Raw genomic sequence first — 20,869 nt, 5'->3', positions numbered from 1 at the left:
TCGCTCCCCCGGACAGACGGGAAGACCATGACCCTCGACATCTCCAGCGCCCCCATCGCCTCCGACACCACCGACCACGCGCCACCGAGCCCGGGTTCGTCTACACGGGGGAGGCCACGCCGTACGTGCTGGACACCTCGGCGCGGATCCTGGAGATGGCCCTCCCGCTGGACTGACCCGGGGCCCGGCGGCCCGGCCCGGCCCGGGTGTCGGGCCCCGGCCCCCTACCCGCTCTCAGCCCAGGTACTGGGCCAGCGCCTCGCCGGTCAGGGTGGAGCGCGCGGCCACCAGCTCGGCCGGGGTGCCCTCGAAGACCACCCGTCCGCCGTCGTGGCCGGCGCCCGGGCCGAGGTCGATGATCCAGTCGGCGTGCGCCATCACGGCCGGGTGGTGCTCGATCACGATGACCGACTTGCCGGACTCGACCAGCCGGTCCAGCAGCCCGAGCAGCTGCTCGACGTCGGCCAGGTGCAGCCCGGTGGTCGGCTCGTCCAGCACGTAGACGCCGCCCTTGTCCGCCATGTGGGTGGCCAGCTTGAGCCGCTGCCGCTCGCCGCCGGACAGCGTGGTGAGCGGCTGGCCGAGGCTGAGGTAGCCGAGCCCGACGTCGGCGAGCCGCTCCAGGACGCGGTGCGCGGCCGGGAGCTTCGCCTCCCCGGAGCCGAAGAACTCCTCCGCCTCCGTCACCGACATCGCCAGGACCTCGGCGATGTCCCGCCCGCCCAGGTGGTACTCCAGCACCGCGGGCTGGTACCGCTTGCCCTCGCAGTCCTCGCAGGTGGTGGCCACCCCGGCCATCATCGCCAGGTCGGTGTAGACCACGCCGGCGCCGTTGCAGGTCGGGCAGGCGCCCTCGGAGTTGGCGCTGAACAGGGCCGGCTTCACGCCGTTGGCCTTGGCGAAGGCCTTGCGGATCGGCTCCAGCAGCCCGGTGTAGGTGGCGGGGTTGCTGCGCCGGGAGCCCTTGATCGAGCCCTGGTCGACGGAGACCACGCCCTCACCGGCCGGGATCGAGCCGTGGATCAGCGAGCTCTTGCCGGAGCCGGCCACGCCCGTCACCACCGTGAGCACCCCGAGCGGGACGTCCACGTCCACGTCGCGCAGGTTGTGGGTGCCCGCGCCGCGGATCTCCAGCTTCCCGGTGGGCTCGCGCACGGCGTCGCGCAGCGCCGTCCGGTCGGCCAGGTGGCGGCCGGTCACCGTGCCGCTGGTGCGCAGCCCCGCCACGTCGCCCTCGTAGCAGACCGTGCCGCCGGCCGTACCGGCCCCGGGGCCGAGGTCGACGACGTGGTCGGCGATCGCGATGGTCTGCGGCTTGTGCTCGACGACCAGCACCGTGTTGCCCTTGTCCCGCAGGCGCAGCAGCAGCTTGTTCATCCGGTCGATGTCGTGCGGGTGCAGGCCGGTGGTGGGCTCGTCGAAGACGTACGTGGTGTCGGTGAGCGAGGAGCCGAGGTGGCGGATCATCTTGACCCGCTGGGCCTCGCCACCGGAGAGGGTGCCGGAGGGGCGGTCCAGCGAGAGGTAGCCGAGGCCGATCTCCACGAAGGAGTCGAGGGTCTGCCGGAGCGTGCCGAGCAGCGGCGCCACCGAGGGCTCGTCGAGGTCGCGGACCCAGGCGGCGAGGTCGCTGATCTGCATCGCGCAGGCGTCGGCGATGCTGATGCCCGCGACCCTGGAGGAACGGGCCGCCGCGCTGAGCCGGGTGCCCTCGCAGTCGGGGCAGGAGGTGAAGGTGACGGCCCGCTCCACGAAGGCCCGGATGTGCGGCTGCAGCGCGTCCTTGTCCTTGGACAGCATGGACTTCTGGATCTTGGGGATCAGGCCCTCGTAGGTGAGGTTGACGCCGTTGACCTTGACCTTGGTCGGCTCCCGGTACAGGAAGTCCCGCATCTCCTTCTCGGTGAACTGCCGGATCGGCTTGTCCGGGTCGAGGAAGCCCGAGTTGGCGTAGACGCCGACCGTCCACCAGCTGTCCGTCTTCCAGCCGGGGATGGTGAAGGCGCCCTCGGAGATCGACTTGCTGTCGTCGTACAGCTGGGTGAGGTCGATGTCCGAGACGGTGCCGCGGCCCTCGCAGCGCGGGCACATGCCGCCGGTGATGCTGAAGCTGCGCCGCTCCTTGACCGTCCTGCCCGCGCGCTCGACGGTGACGGCGCCGGCGCCGCTGATCGAGGGGACGTTGAAGGAGAAGGCCTTGGGCGAGCCGATGTGCGGGGTGCCCAGGCGGCTGAAGAGGATGCGCAGCATCGCGTTGGCGTCGGTGGCGGTGCCGACGGTGGAGCGCGGGTCGGCGCCCATCCGCTGCTGGTCGACGATGATCGCGGTGGTCAGGCCCTCGAGGACGTCCACCTCGGGGCGGGCCAGGGAGGGCATGAAGCCCTGGACGAAGGCGCTGTAGGTCTCGTTGATCAGCCGCTGGGACTCGGCGGCCACGGTGTCGAAGACCAGCGAGCTCTTGCCCGAGCCGGACACCCCGGTGAAGACCGTCAGCCGGCGCTTGGGAAGGTCGACGCTGACGTCCTTGAGGTTGTTCTCGCGCGCACCGTGCACGCGGATCAGGTCGTGGCTGTCGGCGACGTGCGGCTGTGCGTCCGTCCGCTTGGGCATCGTTCTCTTCGCTCCCTGGCTCTCGGCGGTCTGTGGGGGTGGGTGGGCCCGCCCCGGGCCGCCGTCGGTGGGTCGGTGTGCTCGAACCCTTCGATCCAACCATCGATCCGGGTCGGGACCGACGGCCTCGGGATCGGGTGGCTCCGGGTACGGGCGGCGGTGGGCTCGGGGCGGGCCCGGGTCGGTGCCGGTGGGCTCAGCCCAGCTCGTTGAAGCGGACCATGTTCCCCGCCGGGTCGCGGAAGGCGCAGTCGCGGACGCCGTACGGCTGCAGGGTCGGCTCCTGGACCAGCTCCGCGCCGCCGGACTTCAGCCGGTCGAAGACGCCGTCCAGGTCGCGGGTGCCCAGGACGAGCCGGGCGTAGGTGCCCTTGGCCATCATCTCGGTGATGGTCCGCTGCTCCTCCTCGGTGCGGCCCGGGTCGGCGGACGCCGGCTCCAGCACCAGGGAGACGTCGGGCTGGTCGGCGGGGCCGACGGTGATCCAGCGCATCGGGCCGCCGCCGACGTCGCCGCGCACCTCGAAGCCGAGCAGGTCGCGGTAGAAGGCGAGGGAGGCCTCGGGGTCGGTGTGCGGGAGGAAGGTCCAGTGAATGGTGATGTCGCTCATGACCGCAACGCTAGGCGCGCACCCCGGCCGGGCGCTTCTCGAATCCTGATCGGTTGGTCCCCGGCGGCCCGGGGGGGCGGTGCGCGTGGCTCCCGGCGGCCCGGGGAGCGGTGCGCGCGGCCTCCGGCGGCCGGCCGCGGGGAGGCGGAACGGCGCCGGCCGGCGCCACCCCTCGGTGGCCCCGGCCGGCACGGTCGTCAGGTGTTTCAGCAGTCGGGGATGGTCGTGCCGTTGTTGTCCTTGGCCGTGTCACTGCCCCAGCGGGACAGGTAGAAGGCCGAGACCCACTGGCGGGCCGGGCCGCCGTCGGCGTCCGTCTTCAGCCACCAGTGGTTGTAGCTGCTGCCGTTGGAGACCTCGCGGCCCCAGGCCTTGCAGTAGACGTAGTTCGTGCCCTGGTTCAGGGTGCCGGTCGCGCTGGTGGAGGTCGGCGAGGCGTAGACGCTCGCACTGGCGAAGGTGTCCACCCAGTACTTGCCGGTGGCCGGCGGGGTGCTGCCGCCGGCGCAGTCGGGGACGGTGGTGCCGTTGTTGTCCTTGGCGACGTCGTTGCCCCAGCGGGACAGGTAGTACGCCGAGACCCACTGGCCGCCGGGGCCGACGTCCGGGTCCGTCTTCAGCCACCAGTGGTTGTAGCCGCTGCCGTTGGAGACCTCGCGGCCCCAGGCCTTGCAGTAGACGTAGTTCGTGCCCTGGTAGAGCGTCCCGGTGCTGGTGGTGGAGGTCGGGGAGCCGTACACCGGCGCGTTGGCGTTGGTGTCCACCCAGTACTGGCCGTTGTTGGTGGGCGGCGTGGTGGGGGGCGTGGAGGTGCCGCCCGCGCCGTACAGCCGGATGGCGCCGTAGTAGTCGCCGTGCGAGGAGAGCGCCGCCACCTGGACGTAGCCGCCGGAGTAGGGGGCCTCGACGATCCAGCCCTGCCCGAGGTACATCGCGACGTGGTGGATGGTGGAGGCGGTGTTGCCGAAGTACACCAGGTCGCCGGGGAGCAGCGGCGCGGTGCCGTCCGCCCGGTAGTAGCGGGCGACGGCTCGGGAGGTCGGCCACTGGGTGCGGGTGGTGCCGTTGATGACGTCCTCGCCGACCGCCAGGTCGTAGGCGTAGCGGACCATGCCGGAGCAGTCCAGGCCGCGGACGTTGCAGTCGTTGGGGGCGCCGTTGGACGGGTCGCAGAGGCCGTACGTCGGGCCGGGCTGCGAGCCGTGGCCGCCGCCCCACGAGTACGGGGTGCCGATCAGCCCGCAGGCGGAGCGGACGGCGGCGTTCGCCTGCGTGGCCGCGCCGGTGGAGAGCACCCCGCAGGCGGGCGCGGCCTGGGCCTCGCCGGCGCCGGCGAAGAACACCCCGACCGACACCAGCAGCGACAGCAGGGCCGCTGCCCGCAGCGGGGCGATCAGCCGTCTCGACAGAAGGTTTACGCGCGTAGTCATGGTCGCGAATCCTTCCGGAATCGCTGACTCCGGGTCAATGGTTGCAAGCCACATGCGGCCTGTGGTTCGCCTACCTGCCGGTTCGTGGTTCGCATGCCGTGGAACCGGCAATCGGGCGGCAAGTCGCGGGCCGGTCTTGACCGGCTGCCAGGACTCCCCGGCGGGCTCTCCGCTCCGGCTGTCCGGGAGCGTGCGGGTGTCGGAAAACAAGCAAGCGTGATTGCTTTTTTCTTCGGACGGTGCCACGCTGCTGCCCGGCGGCGCCCCGTCCGAGGCGTCCCCAACTCACCGGCAGGGGAGGCGCTTTGGCGCGCGACGGCACGGTACTGCGGATCGGCAACGCCTCGGGCTTCTACGGGGACCGCTTCGCCGCGATGCGGGAGATGCTCACCGGCGGGCCGCTGGACGTGCTCACCGGGGACTACCTGGCCGAGCTGACCATGCTGATCCTCGCCCGGGACCGGCTGAAGGACCCGTCGCTCGGCTACGCCCGGACCTTCCTGCGCCAGATGGAGGAGTGCCTCGGCCTGGCCCGTGAGCGCGACGTGAAGATCGTGGTCAACGCGGGCGGCCTCAACCCGGCCCGGCTCGCCGAGGAGCTGCGCGCGCTGGCCCGGCGGCTCGGCGTCGAGGCGGCCGTCGCCCATGTCGAGGGTGACGACCTGCTGCCGCGCCGGGCCGAACTCGGGCTTCCGGACGGGCTGTTGGCCGCCAACGCCTACCTCGGCGGGTTCGGCGTCGCGGCCTGCCTGACCGGCGGCGCCGACGTGGTGGTGACCGGCCGGGTCACGGACGCGGCGCTGGTGGTCGGCCCCGGGATCGCCCGCTTCGGCTGGACCCCGGAGGACCTCGACGCCCTGGCCGGCGCCGTGGTGGCCGGGCACGTGCTGGAGTGCGGCGCCCAGGCGACCGGCGGCAACTACGCCTTCTTCCGCGAGCACGACGTGACCCGCCCCGGCTTCCCGCTGGCCGAACTGCGCGCCGACGGCTCCAGCGTGATCACCAAGCACCCGGGCACCGGCGGCGCCGTCACCACCGGCACCGTCACCGCCCAACTCCTGTACGAGACCGGCGGACCGCACTACCTCGGCCCGGACGTCACGGCCCGGCTGGACACCGTGCGGCTCACCGGGGACGGCCCGGACCGGGTCCGGATCGACGGCGTGCGCGGCGAGGCCCCGCCGCCCACCCTGAAGGCGGGCCTCAACCGGCTCGGCGGCCACCTCAACGAGGTGGTGTTCGTCCTCACCGGCCTCGACATCGAGGCCAAGGCCGACCTGGTCCGCCGGCAGTTCGACGACGCCCTGCCGCCCGGCGCCCGCCCAGCCGAGATGCGCTGGACGCTGGCCCGCACCGACCAGCCGGACGCCCCGACCGAGGAGGCCGCCTCCGCCCTGCTCCGGCTGGCCGCCCGCGATCCCGACCCGGCCCGGGTCGGGCGCGAACTCGGCAGGGCCGCCGTCGAGTCGGGCCTGTCCGGATACCCGGGCTTTCACCTCACCGCCCCGCCCGGGCCGGGCGCGCCGTACGGGGTGTTCACCGCCGCGCACATCGACGCGAAGGCCGTCGAGCACACCGCCGTCCTGCCGGACGGCCGCCGGATCGCCGTACCGCCCTCGCCCGTCACCGGCCGGGCCCGCCCGGTGGAGGCCTCGCCGCCCGAGCCGCTGCCCCCCGAGCCGCTGCCGGCCGGCCCGACCCGGCGGGCCCCGCTCGGCCTGGTGGCCGGCGCCCGCAGCGGGGACAAGGGCGGGGACGCCAACCTCGGCGTCTGGGCCCGTTCCGCGGACGGCTGGCGCTGGCTGGCGCACGCCCTCACCGTCGAGAGTCTGCGCGAACTCCTGCCCGAGACCGCCGAGTTGCCCGTCACCCGGCACCTGCTGCCGAACCTGCGCGCGGTCAACTTCACGATCACCGGCCTGCTCGGCGAGGGCGTCGCCGCCCGGCACCGCTTCGATCCGCAGGCCAAGGCCCTCGGGGAGTGGCTGCGCGCCCGTCGGCTCGACATCCCGACCACGCTCCTGGACAGCCCGGAGGCCCCGCTGTGACCGTCCTGACCACCCGCGTCGACCCGGCCGGGCCCGAGTTCGCGGAGCACCGCGACGCGATGGCCGCCAAGCTCGCCGAGCTCGACGCCGAACACGCCAAGGCGCTGGCGGGCGGCGGCCCCACCTACGTGGAACGCCACCGCGGGCGCGGCAAGCTGCTCGCCCGCGAGCGGATCGAGCTGCTGGTCGACCAGGACTCCCCGTTCCTGGAGCTGTCCCCGCTGGCCGCCTGGGGGAGCGACTACCCGGTGGGCGCGGCCCTGGTCACCGGCATCGGGGTGATCGAGGGGGTGGAGTGCGTGATCACCGCCAACGACCCGACGGTGCGCGGCGGCGCCAGCAACCCGTGGACGCTGCGCAAGGCCCTGCGGGCCGACGAGATCGCGCTGGACAACCGGCTGCCGCTGGTCAACCTGGTCGAGTCCGGCGGCGCCGACCTGCCCAGCCAGAAGGAGATCTTCATCCCCGGCGGCGCCCTCTTCCGCGACCTCACCCGGCTGTCCGCCGCCGGGATCCCCACGGTGGCCGTGGTGTTCGGCAACTCGACGGCCGGCGGCGCCTACGTGCCCGGCATGTCCGACCACACCGTGCTGGTCAAGGAGCGCGCCAAGGTGTTCCTCGGCGGCCCGCCGCTGGTGCGGATGGCCACCGGGGAGGAGGCCGACGACGAGTCGCTGGGCGGCGCCGAGATGCACGCCCGGGTCTCCGGCCTGGCCGACCACTTCGCGGTGGACGAGGCGGACGCGCTGCGGATCGCCCGCCGGATCGTCGCCCGGCTCGACCACCGCAAGCCCGGCCCCGACCCGGACCGGTCGGCCGAGCCGCCGAAGTACGACGAGGAGGAACTGCTCGGCATCGTCCCGGGGGACCTCAAGGTGCCCTTCGACCCGCGCGAGGTGATCGCCCGGATCGTCGACGGCTCCGACTTCGACGAGTTCAAGCCGCTCTACGGCACCAGCCTGGCCACCGGCTGGGCCCGCCTGCACGGCTACCCCGTCGGCGTCCTGGCCAACGCCCGCGGCGTGCTGTTCAGCCAGGAGTCCCAGAAGGCCGCCCAGTTCATCCAGCTGGCCAACCAGCGGAACACCCCGCTGCTGTTCCTCCACAACACCACCGGCTACATGGTCGGCAAGGACTACGAGCAGGGCGGCATCATCAAGCACGGCGCGATGATGATCAACGCCGTCGCCAACTCCACCGTCCCGCACCTGTCCGTGCTGATGGGCGCCTCCTACGGCGCCGGCCACTACGGCATGTGCGGCCGGGCGTACGAGCCGCGCTTCCTGTTCTCCTGGCCGAGCGCCAAGTCCGCCGTGATGGGCCCGCAGCAGCTCGCCGGGGTGCTGTCCATCGTCGCCCGGCAGTCGGCGGCGGCGAAGGGCAGGCCGTACGACGAGGAGGCGGACGCGGCGATCCGGGCGATGGTGGAACAGCAGATCGAGGCCGAGTCGCTGCCGGTGTTCCTCTCCGGCCGGCTCTACGACGACGGCGTCATCGACCCCCGCGACACCCGTACCGTGCTCGGCCTGTGCCTGTCCGCGATCCACAACGCGCCGGTCGAGGGCGCGCGCGGCTACGGCGTCTTCCGCCTGTGAGGAACCCCGGGAAGGACCCCCGAGACATGATCACCAACCTGCTGGTCGCCAACCGGGGCGAGATCGCCCGCCGGGTCTTCCGCACCTGCCGGGAACTGGGCATCGCGACCACCGCCGTCCACTCCGACCCGGACGCCGGCGCCCCGCACGTCCGCGAGGCCGACGCCGCCGTCCGGCTGCCCGGCGCGGCGCCCGCCGACACCTACCTGCGCGCCGACCTGCTGGTGCGGGCCGCGCTCGCCGCCGGGGCCGACGCCGTCCACCCCGGGTACGGATTCCTCTCCGAGGACGCCGGGTTCGCGCGGGCCGTGCTGGACGCGGGCCTGGTCTGGGTCGGCCCGCCGCCGGCCGCGATCGCCGCGATGGGCTCCAAGACCGCCGCCAAGCGCCTGATGGCCGAGGCCGGCGTGCCGGTGCTGGACGCCCTCGCCGATCCCGTCGAGGCCGACCTGCCGCTGCTGGTCAAGGCCGCGGCGGGCGGCGGCGGGCGCGGCATGCGGGTCGTCCGGAGCCTCGCCGAGCTGCCCGGCGAGCTGGCCGCCGCCCGCGCCGAGGCGGCCGGGGCCTTCGGCTCGGACGAGGTGTTCTGCGAGCCCTACCTGCCCGACGGCCGCCACGTCGAGGTCCAGCTGCTGGCCGACGCCCACGGCACCGTCTGGGCGGCCGGCGACCGCGACTGCTCGGTGCAGCGGCGGCACCAGAAGGTGATCGAGGAGGCCCCGGCCCCCGGTCTGCCGGCCGGGGTCCGCGCCGAACTGCACACGGCCGCGGTGCGCGCCGCCCGGGCGATCGGCTACGTCGGCGCCGGCACCGCCGAGTTCCTGCTCGCCGAGGACGGCCGGTTCTTCTTCCTGGAGATGAACACCCGCCTTCAGGTCGAACACCCGGTCACCGAGGCCGTCACCGGCCTGGACCTGGTGGCGCTCCAACTCGCCGTGGCCGAGGGCGAACCGCTGCCCGGACCCACCCCGCCCCCGACCACCGGCCACGCGATCGAGGCCCGGCTGTACGCGGAGGACCCGGCCAGGGACTGGCAGCCCGCCACCGGCACCCTGCACCGGCTCGAACTGACGCTCCCGCACCAGGAGTTCACCGGCACCGGGACCGGCGCCGGCACCGGGCTGCGGCTGGACTCCGGGGTGGAGGCCGGCAGCGAGATCACCCCGCACTACGACGCGATGCTCGCCAAGGTGATCGTCCGGGCGCCGACCCGCACCGCCGCCGCCCGCCGGCTCGCCGACGCGCTCGCCCGCGCCCGCGTCCACGGCCCGGCCACCAACCGGGACCTGCTGGTCCGGGCCCTGCGCCACCCGGCCTTCCTGGCCGCGGAGCTGCACACCGGCTTCCTGGCCCGGCACGCGGCCGAGCTCACCGCCCCGGACACCGAGGGCGCCGACCGCGCCGCGCTGGCCGCCGCCCTCGCCGACGCGGCCGGCCGCCGCGGCGCCCTGCCCGGCGGCTGGCGCAACCTGCCCTCCCAGCCGCAGCTCAAGCGCTACCGGGCCGAGGACGGCACCGCGTGCGAGGTCCGCTACCGGCTCACCCGCACCGGCCTGCTGGCCGAGGACCACCCGGACGTCGAACTCGTCGAGGCCGAGCCGGACCGGGTCGTGCTCCGCGAGGACGGGCTGCGCCGCACCTACCGCGTCGCCCGGTACGGCGACCGGGTGCACGTCGACACCCCGGCCGGCGGCACCGCGCTGACCGCGCTGCCGCGCTTCCCCGAGCCCGTCGTCCGCACCGACCCCGGCGCGCTGCTCGCCCCGATGCCGGGCACCGTCGCCCGGGTCCTCGCCGCCGTCGGGGACACCGTCACCGCCGGCCGGCCACTGCTGGTGCTGGAGGCGATGAAGATGGAGCACCGCGTCGCCGCCCCGGCCGACGGCACCCTCGTCGAACTGCGGGCCGCTCCCGGCCGGCAGGTCGAGACGGGCACCCTGCTGGCCGTCGTCCGGCCCGCCGAGGCCTGAGCGCCCGCCGAGGCCCGAGAACCCGGCAGGGCCCGAGAGCCCGCCGAGGCCTCAGATCCCACCAAGGTCCGAGAGCCCACCGAGACGCACGAGCCCACCCAGACCCGAGAGCCCACCGAGACGCACGAGCCCACCCGAGCCTGAGGAAGGACCCGCATGTCCACCATCGGCAGTCAGCTCCTGGAGACCCCTGAACGCCAGGCCCTGCGCCGGGCCGTCGGCGACCTCGGCCGCCGCTACGGCTCCGCCTACTACCTCGCCAAGGCCCGGGCCGGCGAGCCCGCCGACGAACTGTGGGCGGAGGCAGGGAAGGCCGGCTACCTCGGTGTCAACCTGCCCGCCGAGTACGGCGGCGGGGACGGCGGCATCACCGACCTCGCCATCGTCCTGGAGGAGCTCGGCACCGCCGGCTGCCCGCTGCTGCTGCTGATCGTCTCCCCGGCGATCTGCGGCACCGTGATCGCCCGCTACGGCACGGAGGAGCAGAAGCGCCGCTGGCTGCCCGGTCTGGCCGACGGCAGCCGCCGGATGGCCTTCGGCATCACCGAGCCGGACGCCGGCTCCAACTCCCACCGGATATCCACCGTCGCCCGCCGGGACGGCGAGGACTGGCTGCTGACCGGCCGCAAGGTCTTCGTCTCCGGCATCGACCACTGCGACGCGGTGCTGTTCGTCGCCCGCACCGAGACCCCGGCCGCGGGAGGGGGCCGCTCCGGCCGGCTGAAGCCCTGCCTGTTCGTCGTCCCGCGCGAGACCCCGGGCTTCGAGTACCGGCCGATCCCGATGGAGCTCGTCGCCCCGGAGAAGCAGTTCCAGGTGTTCCTGGACGACGTCCGGCTGCCCGCCGACGCCCTGGTGGGCGACGAGGACGCCGGGCTGCTCCAGCTCTTCGCGGGCCTCAACCCCGAGCGCATCCTCACCGCCGCCTTCTCGCTCGGCCTCGCCCGCCAGGCCCTCGGCAAGGCCGTCGAGTACGCGAAGACCCGCACCGTCTGGTCCACCCCGATCGGCGCCCACCAGGGCCTGGCCCACCCGCTCGCCCAGTGCGCGGTGGAGATCGAGCTGGCCCGGCTGATGACCCAGAAGGCCGGCCTGCTCTACGACGCGGGCGAGGACCTCGCCGCCGGGGAGGCCGCCAACATGGCCAAGTACGCCGCGGGGGAGGCCGCCGCCCGGACCGTCGACCAGGCGGTGCAGACCCTCGGCGGCAACGGCCTGACCCAGGAGTACGGGCTGGGCGCGCTGCTGGCCGCCACCCGGGTGGGCCGGGTCGCCCCGGTCAGCCGCGAGATGGTGCTCAACTACGTGGCCCAGCACACCCTCGGGCTGCCCAGGTCGTACTGAGCGGCCGCGCCGGGCCGAGCGACGTCGCGCGGGTGACGTCGCGCAGGGTGACGTCGCACCGGGTCGCGCGTCGTACTGAGTGACCGCGGCGCGAACAGGCGCGCCAACGGAGCGGTGGCGCCTCCGGGCCGGTCCGGAGGCCGGCCGGCGGCGGGCGCGGGGCGTCGCGGGGCGGTGCGGGGCCGGGATTCCCGGGGCGGATGCGCTCCAGGGGGCGCACGGGCGAGGTGCGCGGCGTCGCGACGGGCGCCCCCCGGGAGCAACCGCGCCACGTATCCGCCGTCTCGGGTTCCCCACAATGGCCGAGCCAGGGCCCTGACTGTCCGTATGCTCCTGAACGCGCCCCGCACCGAACCTGCGCGCCGGTTTTGTTGCCATGTCAACTTCCTTACTGGAGGCTCACCTTGGTGTTCCGAAGCGAGTTCCCCGACGTCCCCGCGGTCGACCTGCCGATCCACGAAGCGGTGCTCGGCGCCGCGGCGGGGTACGGCAACCGCCCGGCCCTGATCGACGGCGTCACCGGCGACAGCGTCAGCTACGCCCAACTCGCCGCCACCGTCGAGCGGATGGCCGCCGGCCTGGCCGACACAGGCGTCCGCCGGGGCGACGTCGTCGCCCTCTTCAGCCCCAACTCGACCGCCTACCCGATCGCCTACTACGGCGCGAGCAGGGCCGGAGCCACCATCACCACGGTCTCCTCCTTCGCCACCCCCACCGACCTGGCCGGCCAGCTGCGCGACTGCGGCGCCCGTTGGCTCGTCACCGTCTCCGCCTTCCTGCCGACCGCCCGTGCGGCCGCCGAACTCCTCGCCGAACAGGGCCGGCCACTGGCCGAGATCCTCGTCCTGGACGGCGCCGAGGGCCACCGCTCGCTCACCGACCTGGTGACCACCACCGCCCCCGTCCCCGAGATCGCCGTCGACCCGGGCGAGGACATCGCCGTGCTGCCGTACTCCAGCGGCACCACCGGCCTGCCCAAGGGCGTGATGCTCACCCACCGCTCGATCTCCACCAACCTCGCCCAGTGCGACGCCCTCTACCGCCCCGCCGAGGGCGAACGGGTGCTCGCCGTCCTGCCGTTCTTCCACATCTACGGCCAGGCCGCGCTGCTCAACCAGCCGCTGCGCTGCGGCGCCACGGTGGTCGTGCTGCCCCGCTTCGACCTCGAACAGTTCTGCCGCACCATCCAGGACCACCGGGTGCAGGCCCTGGTGGTGGCCCCGCCGATCGCCCTCGCGCTGGCCCGGCACCCCGTCGTGGACCGGTACGACCTCTCCTCGGTGGAGTACCTGCTGTGCGCCGCCGCCCCGCTGGACCACGAACTCGCCGACGCCTGCGCCCGGCGCCTGGGCCTGCCGCACCTGCTCCAGGGCTACGGCATGACCGAGCTCTCCCCGGTCACCCACGTCGTCTCCCCGCGCGAGGGCGACCCGCCGCCCGGATCGGTCGGCCGGATGGTGCCCTCCACCGAGCTGCGGATCGCCGCCCTGGACGGCTCCGACCACGACCTCGGGCCCGGCCGGCGCGGCGAGCTGCTGATCCGCGGCCCGCAGGTGATGAAGGGCTACCTCGGCCGCCCGTCCGAGACCGCCGCGGTGGTCGACGCGGAGGGCTGGCTGCACACCGGCGACGTCGGCTTCGTGGACGGGCGCGGCTACCTGCACATCGTCGACCGGGTCAAGGAACTGATCAAGTACAAGGGCTACCAGGTCGCCCCCGCCGAACTGGAGGCCGTCCTGCTCGGCCACCCGCAGATCACCGACGCCGCCGTGATCGGCGTCCGGGACGCCGAGGGCACCGAGTGCCCCAAGGCCTTCGTGGTCCGGGCCCCGGGCAGCGCCCTGACCGAGGAGGAGGTCACCGGCTACGTCGCCGGGCAGGTCGCCCCGTACAAGAAGGTCCGCGCGGTGGAGTTCGTCGACGCCGTCCCCAAGTCCGCGGCCGGCAAGATCCTCCGCCGTGAACTGCGCGCCCGCGAGGCCGGCAACGCGGCCGCCCGCTGACCGGCGGGGCCGCCCCGGCGGCCGCACCCCGTCACCCGTCTGTGAGGATCTTCCTGCCCCGCCCCGACCGGCCCCGCCGCGCCCCGACCGGAACAGGAACCTCCCGCCGCCATGACCAGCCACCCCGCCGCCCGCACCCCGCAGCAGGACCGCAGCCGAGCCACCCGGGCCCGGCTGCTCGCGGCGGCCGTGGACTGCCTGGCCGAGCTCGGCTGGCACGGCTCCACCGTCGCCGTCGTCGCCGAGCGGGCCGGGGTCTCCCGGGGCGCGGCCCAGCACCACTTCCCGACCCGCGAGGACCTCGTCACCGCGGCCGTCGAACACGTCACCGCCGAGCGGCTGGCCGCCGTCCGCGCCCACGCGGACGAGCTCCCGGCCGCCGGCCCGGACCGCACCCGGGCCGTGGTCGACATGATCGTGCGCCTCTACACCGGCCCGCTGTTCCGCGCCGCCCTGCACCTGTGGACCGCGGCGGCCACCGAGGAGGTGCTGCGTGAGCGGATCATCGCCCTGGAGGGCCACGTCGGCCGGGAGGCCCACCGGGCCGCCGTGGAGTTCCTGGACGCCGACGAGAGCCGCCCCGGGGTACGCGAATCCGTGCAGGCCACACTGGACCTCGCCCGCGGTCTGGGCCTCGCCAACCTGCTCACCGACGACAGCCACCGACGTTCCGGAGTGATCCGGCAGTGGGCGGGCGTTCTGGAGAGTACGCTGCGGCCGGTACGCCCATGACGCCCGTACACCCGGAGCGGCCGGACGCCCCCTGACCAAGGGGTCGCCGGGCGGCCGATGTCCGTGCAGTCTGGAGAAGAACCCCGGCCGGCACGGACCGCGAGGCCCATCCGGCCGGGCACGAGCCGAACCGGGGTGCTGCCTGATCATGCACGGACACGAGTGGGACGCGACCGCCGCCGGCCCGGCACCGGGCGGCGTCCCGGGGCGTCCCGGGAGCGCCCACCCCGAAGGCCATCGGCTCGTCCCGCTCGCGACGGCGCTGCTCCAGGACGACGGACTGATCCTGCACTGGAGCGAGGACGCCGAGGCCCTCCTCGGCTACTCCGCCGAGGAGGCCGTCGGCAGCTACGCCGCCCAGCTGCTCACCGACGGCTCCGACCGCTCCGAGGTGCTCGGCCTCTTCGAGCGGATCATGAGCGGCGCCGGCTGGTCGGGCGTCTTCCCGGTGCGCCACCGCGACGGCCACAAGGTCGACCTGGAGTTCCGCACCTACCCCATCGCCGGCCCGGCCGGCACCCTGCTGCTGCTCGCCACCGCCTCCGACACCCGCGCCCTGCACGCCGTCGAGGCCGACCTCGCCGTGCTGGACGGCATCTTCGCCCGCTCGCCCATCGGCATGGCCGTCTACGACACCGAGCTGCGCTACCTGCGGATCAACGAGGCCCTCGCCCGGATGAACGGCGTCCCGGTCGCCGCCCACCTCGGCCGCCGGATATCCGCGGTGCTCCCCGGAATCAACAGCGCCGAGATCGAGCAGATCATGCGCCAGGTGCTGAAGACCGGGAAGCCCGTGGTGGACGCCCGCTCGCACGGCCGGGTCCCCGGGGACCCGAAGCGGGACCGCGCCTGGTCCGCCTCCTACTTCCGGCTGGAGGACTCCACCGGCCGGATCTTCGGGGTCTGCTCCTCGATCATCGACGTCACCGAGCGTTTCCAGGCCGAGGCCCGCGCCGCCCGGGCCCAGGAACGGCTCGCCATGATCGCCGAGGCGACCGCCCGGATCGGCACCACCCTCGACCTCCAGCGCACCGCCGAGGAGCTGATCGAGGCCGTCGTCCCCCGGTTCGCCGACTTCGCCACCGTCGACCTGCTGGAGCCGGTGCTGCGCGGTGCCGAACCCACCGCGATCCCCTCCGACCGGAACATCACGCTGCGCGCCGTCGCCGTCGGCGAGTCCTACGAGAGCGGCCTCGCGCACGCCGTCGACGTGGTCGGCGAGACCTCCGAGTACTCCCCGGACCGCAGCTACGTCCAGTGCCTGCGCAGCGGCAAGCCGCTGCTGCGCTCCCATGTGGACGAGGAGACCCTGCGCGGCCTGGTGGCCAGCGAGGACCGGGTCGCCCCCGGGATGGCGGCGGGCATCCACTCGTACCTGATGGTGCCGATCACCGCCCGGGGCATGGTGCTCGGCGGCTCCGAGTTCATCCGGATGCGCAACCCCGAGCCGTTCACCGCCTCCGACGTCGCCCTCGCCGAGGAGCTGGTCGCCCGCACCGCCCTGGCGCTCGACAACGCCCGGCTCTACCGCCGCGAGCGGGAGACCGCGCTCACCCTCCAGCGCAGCCTGCTGCCGCAGGAGGTGCACCGCACCCTCGGCCTGGAGATCGCCTACCGCTACCTGCCCAGCAGCGTGGTCAGCGAGGTCGGCGGCGACTGGTTCGACGTGGTGCCGCTGTCCTGCGGGAGGGTCGCCCTGGTGGTCGGCGACGTGATGGGCCACGGCATCCGGGCCGCCGCCACGATGGGCCAGCTGCGCACCGTCGCCCGGACCCTCGCCACCCTGGACATGCCGCCCGAGCAGGTGCTCACCCGGCTGGACGAGACCGCCTCGGGAATCGGCGAGGGCCAGTTCGCGACCTGTATCTGCGCGGTGTACGACCCGCTGGACCGCACCGTCCAGGTCGCCTCGGCCGGGCACCTGCCGCCCGTGCGGGTCGCCCCCGACGGCACCGCCGCCAAGGTGGAGGTGCCGCCCGGGGTGCCGCTGGGCGTCGGCGGGGTGGCCTTCGAGTCGATCGAGTTCACCATCCCCGAGGGCGGCATGGTCGCGCTCTACACCGACGGCCTGGTCGAGCGGCGCGGCCAGGACCTGGACGCCGGGATCGACCGGCTCGCCCGCACCCTGGAGGGCCCCGGCCGGACCCTGGAGGAGAGCTGCGACGCCGTCCTCGCGGCGCTGGTCACCGACGGCACCGAGGACGACATCGCGATGATCATGGCCCGGGTGCTCCCGCTGCCCGCCGACCGGATCGCCACCCTGCCGCTGTCCGGCGGCGGCCGGCTGCCCGGCCGGGCCCGCCGCTTCACCCGGGCCACCCTGGAGGCCTGGGGCCTGACCGCGCTCACCGACTACGCCGAGCTGCTGGTCAGCGAGCTGGTCACGAACGCCCTGCTGCACGCCGACGCGCCGCGCCGGCTGCGGCTGTTCCGCGACCGGGTGCTCACCGTGGAGGTCTCCGACGCCGGCGGGCAGACCCCCCAGCTGCGCCCGTTCGCCGAGCAGGACGAGGGCGGGCGCGGGATGTTCCTGGTCAGCGAGCTGGCCCAGCGCTGGGGCAGCCGGCTCACCCGGGACGGCAAGGTGGTCTGGGCGGAGCTGGAGCTGCCCTTCGGGGCCTCGTAGGCCTGCGTCGAAGGAGCGCCCGACGGCGCTCCGAGGACGAGAACGGCCGTTCCCTCCAGGGGAACGGCCGTTCTCGTCTCGTCGCTACGCGTCGACCTTCGGCTGTGTGCCCGCCGGGTTCCGCGGAGCGACCTCCGTGACGTCCGTCGGCCCGGACAGCCCGCGCAGCAGCCGCCAGGCCATCACGGCCGCACCGACCAGCAGCGCGGCGGCCAGCAGCCCGGCGCTGTTCATGCCGTGGACGAAGGACTCCCGGGCACTCGCCAGCAGCGGCTGGGCGAGCTCCGGCGACAGCCCCTGGGCCGTCTCCACGGCCGCGCCGAGCGATTCACCGGCCCGGGCTGCCGCCGTCGGGTCCGTCCCGGCCGGGACGGAGAGCCCGCTCGCGTAGATCGAGCCGACCACCGAGCCCACCAGGGCGATGCCGAGCGCGGTGCCCAGCTCGTACGCCGTCTCGGAGACCGCCGAGGCGGCCCCGGCCTTGTCGGCGGGCGCGGCGCTCAGCACCAGGTCGGCGCCGAGCGTGTAGACCACGCCCTCCGCCGTCCCCACCAGCAGGAAGGAGGCGGCCAGCAGCAGGTAGGTGGTGTCCTGGGACAGCCAGCCGAGCGCGCCCACGCCCAGGCCCATCGCCAGCAGGCAGACCGTCAGCGCCTTGCGGGCGCCGAAGCGCCGGGCGATCGCGGCGGTCAGCAGACCGCCCGCCACCGAGCCGGCGAAGGCCGGCAGCTCGGCCAGGCCGGCCTGGAGCGGCTGGTAGCCGCGGACCAGCTGGAGGTACTGCGAGACCACGAAGATCACGCCGGAGAGCCCGACCAGGGAGATCAGCGAGGCCGAGACGGCCGCCGTGAACCGCCGGTCGCGGAAGAGCCGGACGTCGAGCAGCGGGGTCTCCAGCCGCAGCTGGCGGCGGACGAACACGAACAGCGCGGCGGCGCCCAGCACGAAGGCGACCGGGACGTCCCAGCGGTCCACGCCGTGCGCGGCCGCCTCCTTGACCGCGTACACCGCGCCGATCACACCGGCCATCGACAGGACGACGCTCAGCACGTCCCAGCGGCCCGGCTTCGGGTCCTTGGACTCCGGCAGCAGCCAACTGCCGAACACCAGCAGCAGGGCCAGCACCGGCAGGTTCAGCAGGAACACCGAGCCCCACCAGAAGTGCTCCAGCAGCACCCCGCCGACCACCGGCCCGAGGGCGGCACCGGCGGTGGCGGCCGCGCCCCAGATGCCGATCGCGGTGGCCCGCTCCCGGTCGTCCGGGAAGAGGCTGCGGATCAGCGAGAGCGTGGAGGGCATGATCGTCGCCCCGGCCACGCCGAGCAGCGCGCGGGCCAGGATCAGCCAGCCCGGGCTCGGCGCGTAGGCGGCCAGCAGCGAGGCGGCGCCGAACGCGGCGGACCCGACCAGCAGGAGCTTCTTGCGGCCGATCCGGTCGCTCAGGGCGCCCATGCTGACCAGCAGGCCGGCCAGCACGAAGGAGTAGGAGTCACCGATCCAGAGCAGCTGGGTGCCGCTGGGGCGCAGCGTCTCGCTGATCGAGGGGATGGCGAGGGAGAGCACGGTCGCGTCCAGGGCGACCACGGTGACGGCCAGGACGAGGACGGCGAGGCCGGTCCAGCGCTGGCGGGCGGTCAGGGTGTTCATGGCGTATCGGTGTCCGGCCTGTGGTCGGAGGTGCTGTGGGCAGGTGGGGTGGTGCTGTGCGGCGTGGGGCTGTCGGCGGCGGGCGCCGGGGTGCGGGCGTCCGGTCTGCGCAGGGCGCCGCCGAGGAACAGTTCGGCGAGTGAGAAGGCCGCGTCGCGCGGGGCGAGCCGGCCGTCCTGGATGGACCAGCCGACGCCGGCCACCAGGTCGAAGAAGGCCTCGCTCAGCCAGGCGGCGCTGAGCTCGATGCGGAACACGCCCTGCTGCTGGCCGCGCAGGAACAGCGCGTGCAGCCGGGCGATCTGGACCTCCCAGAGGTCGTTGATGTCGTCGTGCTCGTAGAGCTGGTTCTCGCCGGCCAGGAAGGCGCAGAGCATGGCGTCCGGGACGGAGGCGTCCACCAGGCGGCGCAGGGCGGCCTCGGCGTCGCCCCGTTCGACCTCGGCGGTGTCCAGCGCGGCGGCGAACCGGCGCAGTCCGAGCAGGCCGACCTCGCGGATCAGCGCGTCGCGCCCCGGCCCGGGGAAGAGCCGGTGCAGCGTGGCGCGGCTGATGCCGGCGGCGCGCGCGATCTCGTCCAGGTGGGCGGTCGGGCGGCGGGAGAGCACGCCGACGGCGGCTTCGAGGACGGTGTCGCGGTCGGTGGCCATGAGTCGAGTCTAGGTCATCTGAGACATGGATGTCTCATTCTGTAGTTCGAGATCTCATCTGAGGCGCGCCTCGCCGGTGTCGGAGCAGCAAAAAACCGGGGACGGTGGGTGTGCCGTCCCCGGTCCGGGGGTGGTGTCGCGGTGTGCCGGTCGCCGCGGGGCGGCGGGCTCGGCCCCGTCGCTCAGCTCTGGTTGTAGAAGCCGGTGTCGTCCATCGGGCGGTCGATCACCATGACCTCGACGTCGGCCGGCGTGAGCAGGAAGACCCGCTTGGCGATCCGCTCGATGCCGCCCCGGGTGCCGAAGATCAGCCCGGAGGCGAAGTCGACCATGCGCTTGGCCTCGGCCTCCGACATCTCGGTGAGGTCCATGACCACGGGGGTGCTCGCCCGGATGTGCTCACCGACCGTCCGGGCCGCCTCGAAGCCCGTCGGCCGCAGGGAGACGATCTTCGTGGGCGCGGGGGCGGCCGGAACCGTCTCCTGATCGACCCACTCGTCGTCGTACACAGCGGCCGGGTAGTGCCCCGAGGGCATCAACCACCCGTTGTGGTGCTCGTCGCGAAGTGCTCCCATGCCGCGCCTCCCTGCCTCGTCCCGTCCTGGTCCCCCGGGGCGCGTGCCGTTGTTGACACGTCATCCACTCGTCGGAACTGTCCGAGTATCGCACTGTTCACCGGTCCCGTGCCCGCTCGCAACCCCCGTACGAGTCGTGCCGCGCCGGAAACCCGGGCGAACCCGGGCACTCCCACTGACGCGGCGCAGCGTCGTACGGTTGCGCGCGTTGACCTTATCGGTCGCTGTCACGGCGTAATTGACCTTCTGTCAACGATGCGGAAACGATTTCACCCGCGGTGTCACCCGTGGCGTCACTCGCCGGTCGAACCGTCGATCGATTCCCGCAGAAGGTCCGCGTGGCCGTTGTGTCGCGCGTACTCCTCGATCATGTGGGTGAGGATCCAGCGCAGCGTCACCGGCTCGCCGCGGCGCGGCTTCTTGGCGACGGTGTCCAGCGGCAGGCCGGCGGTGGCCAGGCGGGCGGCCTCGACCTCGGCGCGCCAGGTGGCGAGGTCGGCCGCGACGTCGGCGGTGTCGACGTCGTCGAAGTCGGCGTCCTCGTTCTCCTCGGTCCAGTAGTGCCCGGCGAGGTCCCGGCCGAGCAGCATCGACGGGAACCAGTGCCGCTCCACCTCGGCCATGTGCCGGACCAGGCCCAGCAGCGAGAGGTTGGACGGCGGGACGGAGCGCAGCCGGAGCTGGTCGTCGGTCAGGCCCTGGCACTTGAGCGCGAGGGTGTCGCGGTGGTAGTCGAGGAAGGTGCTCAGGGTGGTGGCCTCGTCGGCCGTCATCGGCGGGTCCACCCGCAGGTCCGTGTTGGTCATGCGCGCCATCCTCGCGCCCGGCGGGGCGATGGCGCGAACGATTTTGCGAGGTGAGGCGAGGCGAGGCGCGCCGCGGCCCGCTCCGTGCGGCGCGGGCGGGCGGGTCAGCCGGCCGTCGCCCGCCGGCGGCTGCTGGTACGTCCAGGCTCCGCCCTCGGCGCCGCGCCAGAACGACCAGTAGCGGTACCCGGCGGCCTGCGCGGGGGCCGCGGTCGCGAGCAGC

14 protein-coding genes are annotated in these 20,869 nt (G+C 74.0%); 7 read left to right on the top strand and 7 right to left on the bottom strand.

The window, feature by feature from the left end:
- Positions 1-234: 234 nt before the first annotated feature.
- From ACWD4P_RS33835 to ACWD4P_RS33825, 3 genes are all read right to left on the bottom strand, one after another.
- Entirely contained in the window at positions 235-2,610 is a 2,376-nt protein-coding gene (locus ACWD4P_RS33835) for an ATP-binding cassette domain-containing protein (RefSeq protein WP_449782268.1), read from the bottom strand.
- A 196-nt stretch (positions 2,611-2,806) separates the two neighbouring features.
- Entirely contained in the window at positions 2,807-3,220 is a 414-nt protein-coding gene (locus tag ACWD4P_RS33830; protein ID WP_449782267.1) for a VOC family protein, read from the bottom strand.
- A gap of 206 nt (positions 3,221-3,426) precedes the next feature.
- The gene (locus tag ACWD4P_RS33825; protein WP_359820690.1) at positions 3,427-4,650 is read right to left on the bottom strand and encodes a C40 family peptidase; all 1,224 of its coding nucleotides are present in this window, start codon (positions 4,648-4,650) and stop codon (positions 3,427-3,429) included.
- A 374-nt stretch (positions 4,651-5,024) separates the two neighbouring features.
- On the opposite strand from ACWD4P_RS33825, the gene ACWD4P_RS33820 reads away from it, so the two are divergent.
- The 7 genes from ACWD4P_RS33820 to ACWD4P_RS33790 all read left to right on the top strand — a co-directional run bounded on the left by ACWD4P_RS33820 (position 5,025) and on the right by ACWD4P_RS33790 (position 16,968).
- Positions 5,025-6,698 carry an acyclic terpene utilization AtuA family protein gene (locus ACWD4P_RS33820; protein ID WP_449782269.1) on the top strand — a complete coding sequence of 558 codons (1,674 nt, stop codon included), beginning with the start codon at positions 5,025-5,027 and terminating at the stop codon, positions 6,696-6,698.
- On the top strand, positions 6,695-8,293 hold the full coding sequence (locus ACWD4P_RS33815) for an acyl-CoA carboxylase subunit beta (protein WP_359820686.1): 1,599 nt from the start codon (positions 6,695-6,697) through the stop codon (positions 8,291-8,293). The genes ACWD4P_RS33820 and ACWD4P_RS33815 overlap by 4 nt, the downstream gene beginning before the upstream one ends.
- A gap of 26 nt (positions 8,294-8,319) precedes the next feature.
- The gene (locus tag ACWD4P_RS33810; protein WP_449782266.1) at positions 8,320-10,263 is read left to right on the top strand and encodes an acetyl/propionyl/methylcrotonyl-CoA carboxylase subunit alpha; all 1,944 of its coding nucleotides are present in this window, start codon (positions 8,320-8,322) and stop codon (positions 10,261-10,263) included.
- Positions 10,264-10,419: 156 nt separating this feature from the next.
- Positions 10,420-11,607, top strand: coding sequence for an acyl-CoA dehydrogenase family protein (locus ACWD4P_RS33805; RefSeq protein ID WP_359820681.1), 1,188 nt, complete (start codon positions 10,420-10,422; stop codon positions 11,605-11,607).
- Between the two features lie 404 nt (positions 11,608-12,011).
- Positions 12,012-13,610, top strand: coding sequence for a 4-coumarate--CoA ligase family protein (locus tag ACWD4P_RS33800; RefSeq protein ID WP_449782265.1), 1,599 nt, complete (start codon positions 12,012-12,014; stop codon positions 13,608-13,610).
- Positions 13,611-13,721: 111 nt separating this feature from the next.
- Complete coding sequence (locus ACWD4P_RS33795) at positions 13,722-14,342, top strand: TetR/AcrR family transcriptional regulator (protein ID WP_359820676.1); 621 nt, start codon at positions 13,722-13,724, stop codon at positions 14,340-14,342.
- 148 nt (positions 14,343-14,490) lie between these two features.
- Positions 14,491-16,968 carry a SpoIIE family protein phosphatase gene (locus ACWD4P_RS33790; protein WP_449782264.1) on the top strand — a complete coding sequence of 826 codons (2,478 nt, stop codon included), beginning with the start codon at positions 14,491-14,493 and terminating at the stop codon, positions 16,966-16,968.
- Between the two features lie 84 nt (positions 16,969-17,052).
- Here the strand turns inward: ACWD4P_RS33790 and ACWD4P_RS33785 are convergent, their stop codons facing one another.
- The 4 genes from ACWD4P_RS33785 to ACWD4P_RS33770 form a co-directional block, all read right to left on the bottom strand.
- The gene (locus tag ACWD4P_RS33785) at positions 17,053-18,615 is read right to left on the bottom strand and encodes an MFS transporter (protein WP_359820671.1); all 1,563 of its coding nucleotides are present in this window, start codon (positions 18,613-18,615) and stop codon (positions 17,053-17,055) included.
- Positions 18,612-19,265 (bottom strand): TetR/AcrR family transcriptional regulator, encoded by a 654-nt coding sequence (locus tag ACWD4P_RS33780; RefSeq protein WP_359820668.1) that lies wholly within the window; start codon positions 19,263-19,265, stop codon positions 18,612-18,614. Before ACWD4P_RS33780 ends, ACWD4P_RS33785 begins: the two co-directional genes overlap by 4 nt.
- Positions 19,266-19,447: 182 nt before the next feature.
- Entirely contained in the window at positions 19,448-19,840 is a 393-nt protein-coding gene (locus ACWD4P_RS33775; RefSeq protein ID WP_359820665.1) for a cell division protein SepF, read from the bottom strand.
- A 293-nt stretch (positions 19,841-20,133) separates the two neighbouring features.
- A partial coding sequence (locus ACWD4P_RS33770; protein WP_449782263.1) for a DinB family protein occupies positions 20,134-20,869 on the bottom strand: 736 nt, incomplete at its 5' end.

Source organism: Kitasatospora sp. NPDC002543 (assembly GCF_053594915.1).
Note: the sequence above shows the minus strand (reverse complement) of the source record. Positions and strands in the feature narration are given on the sequence as shown.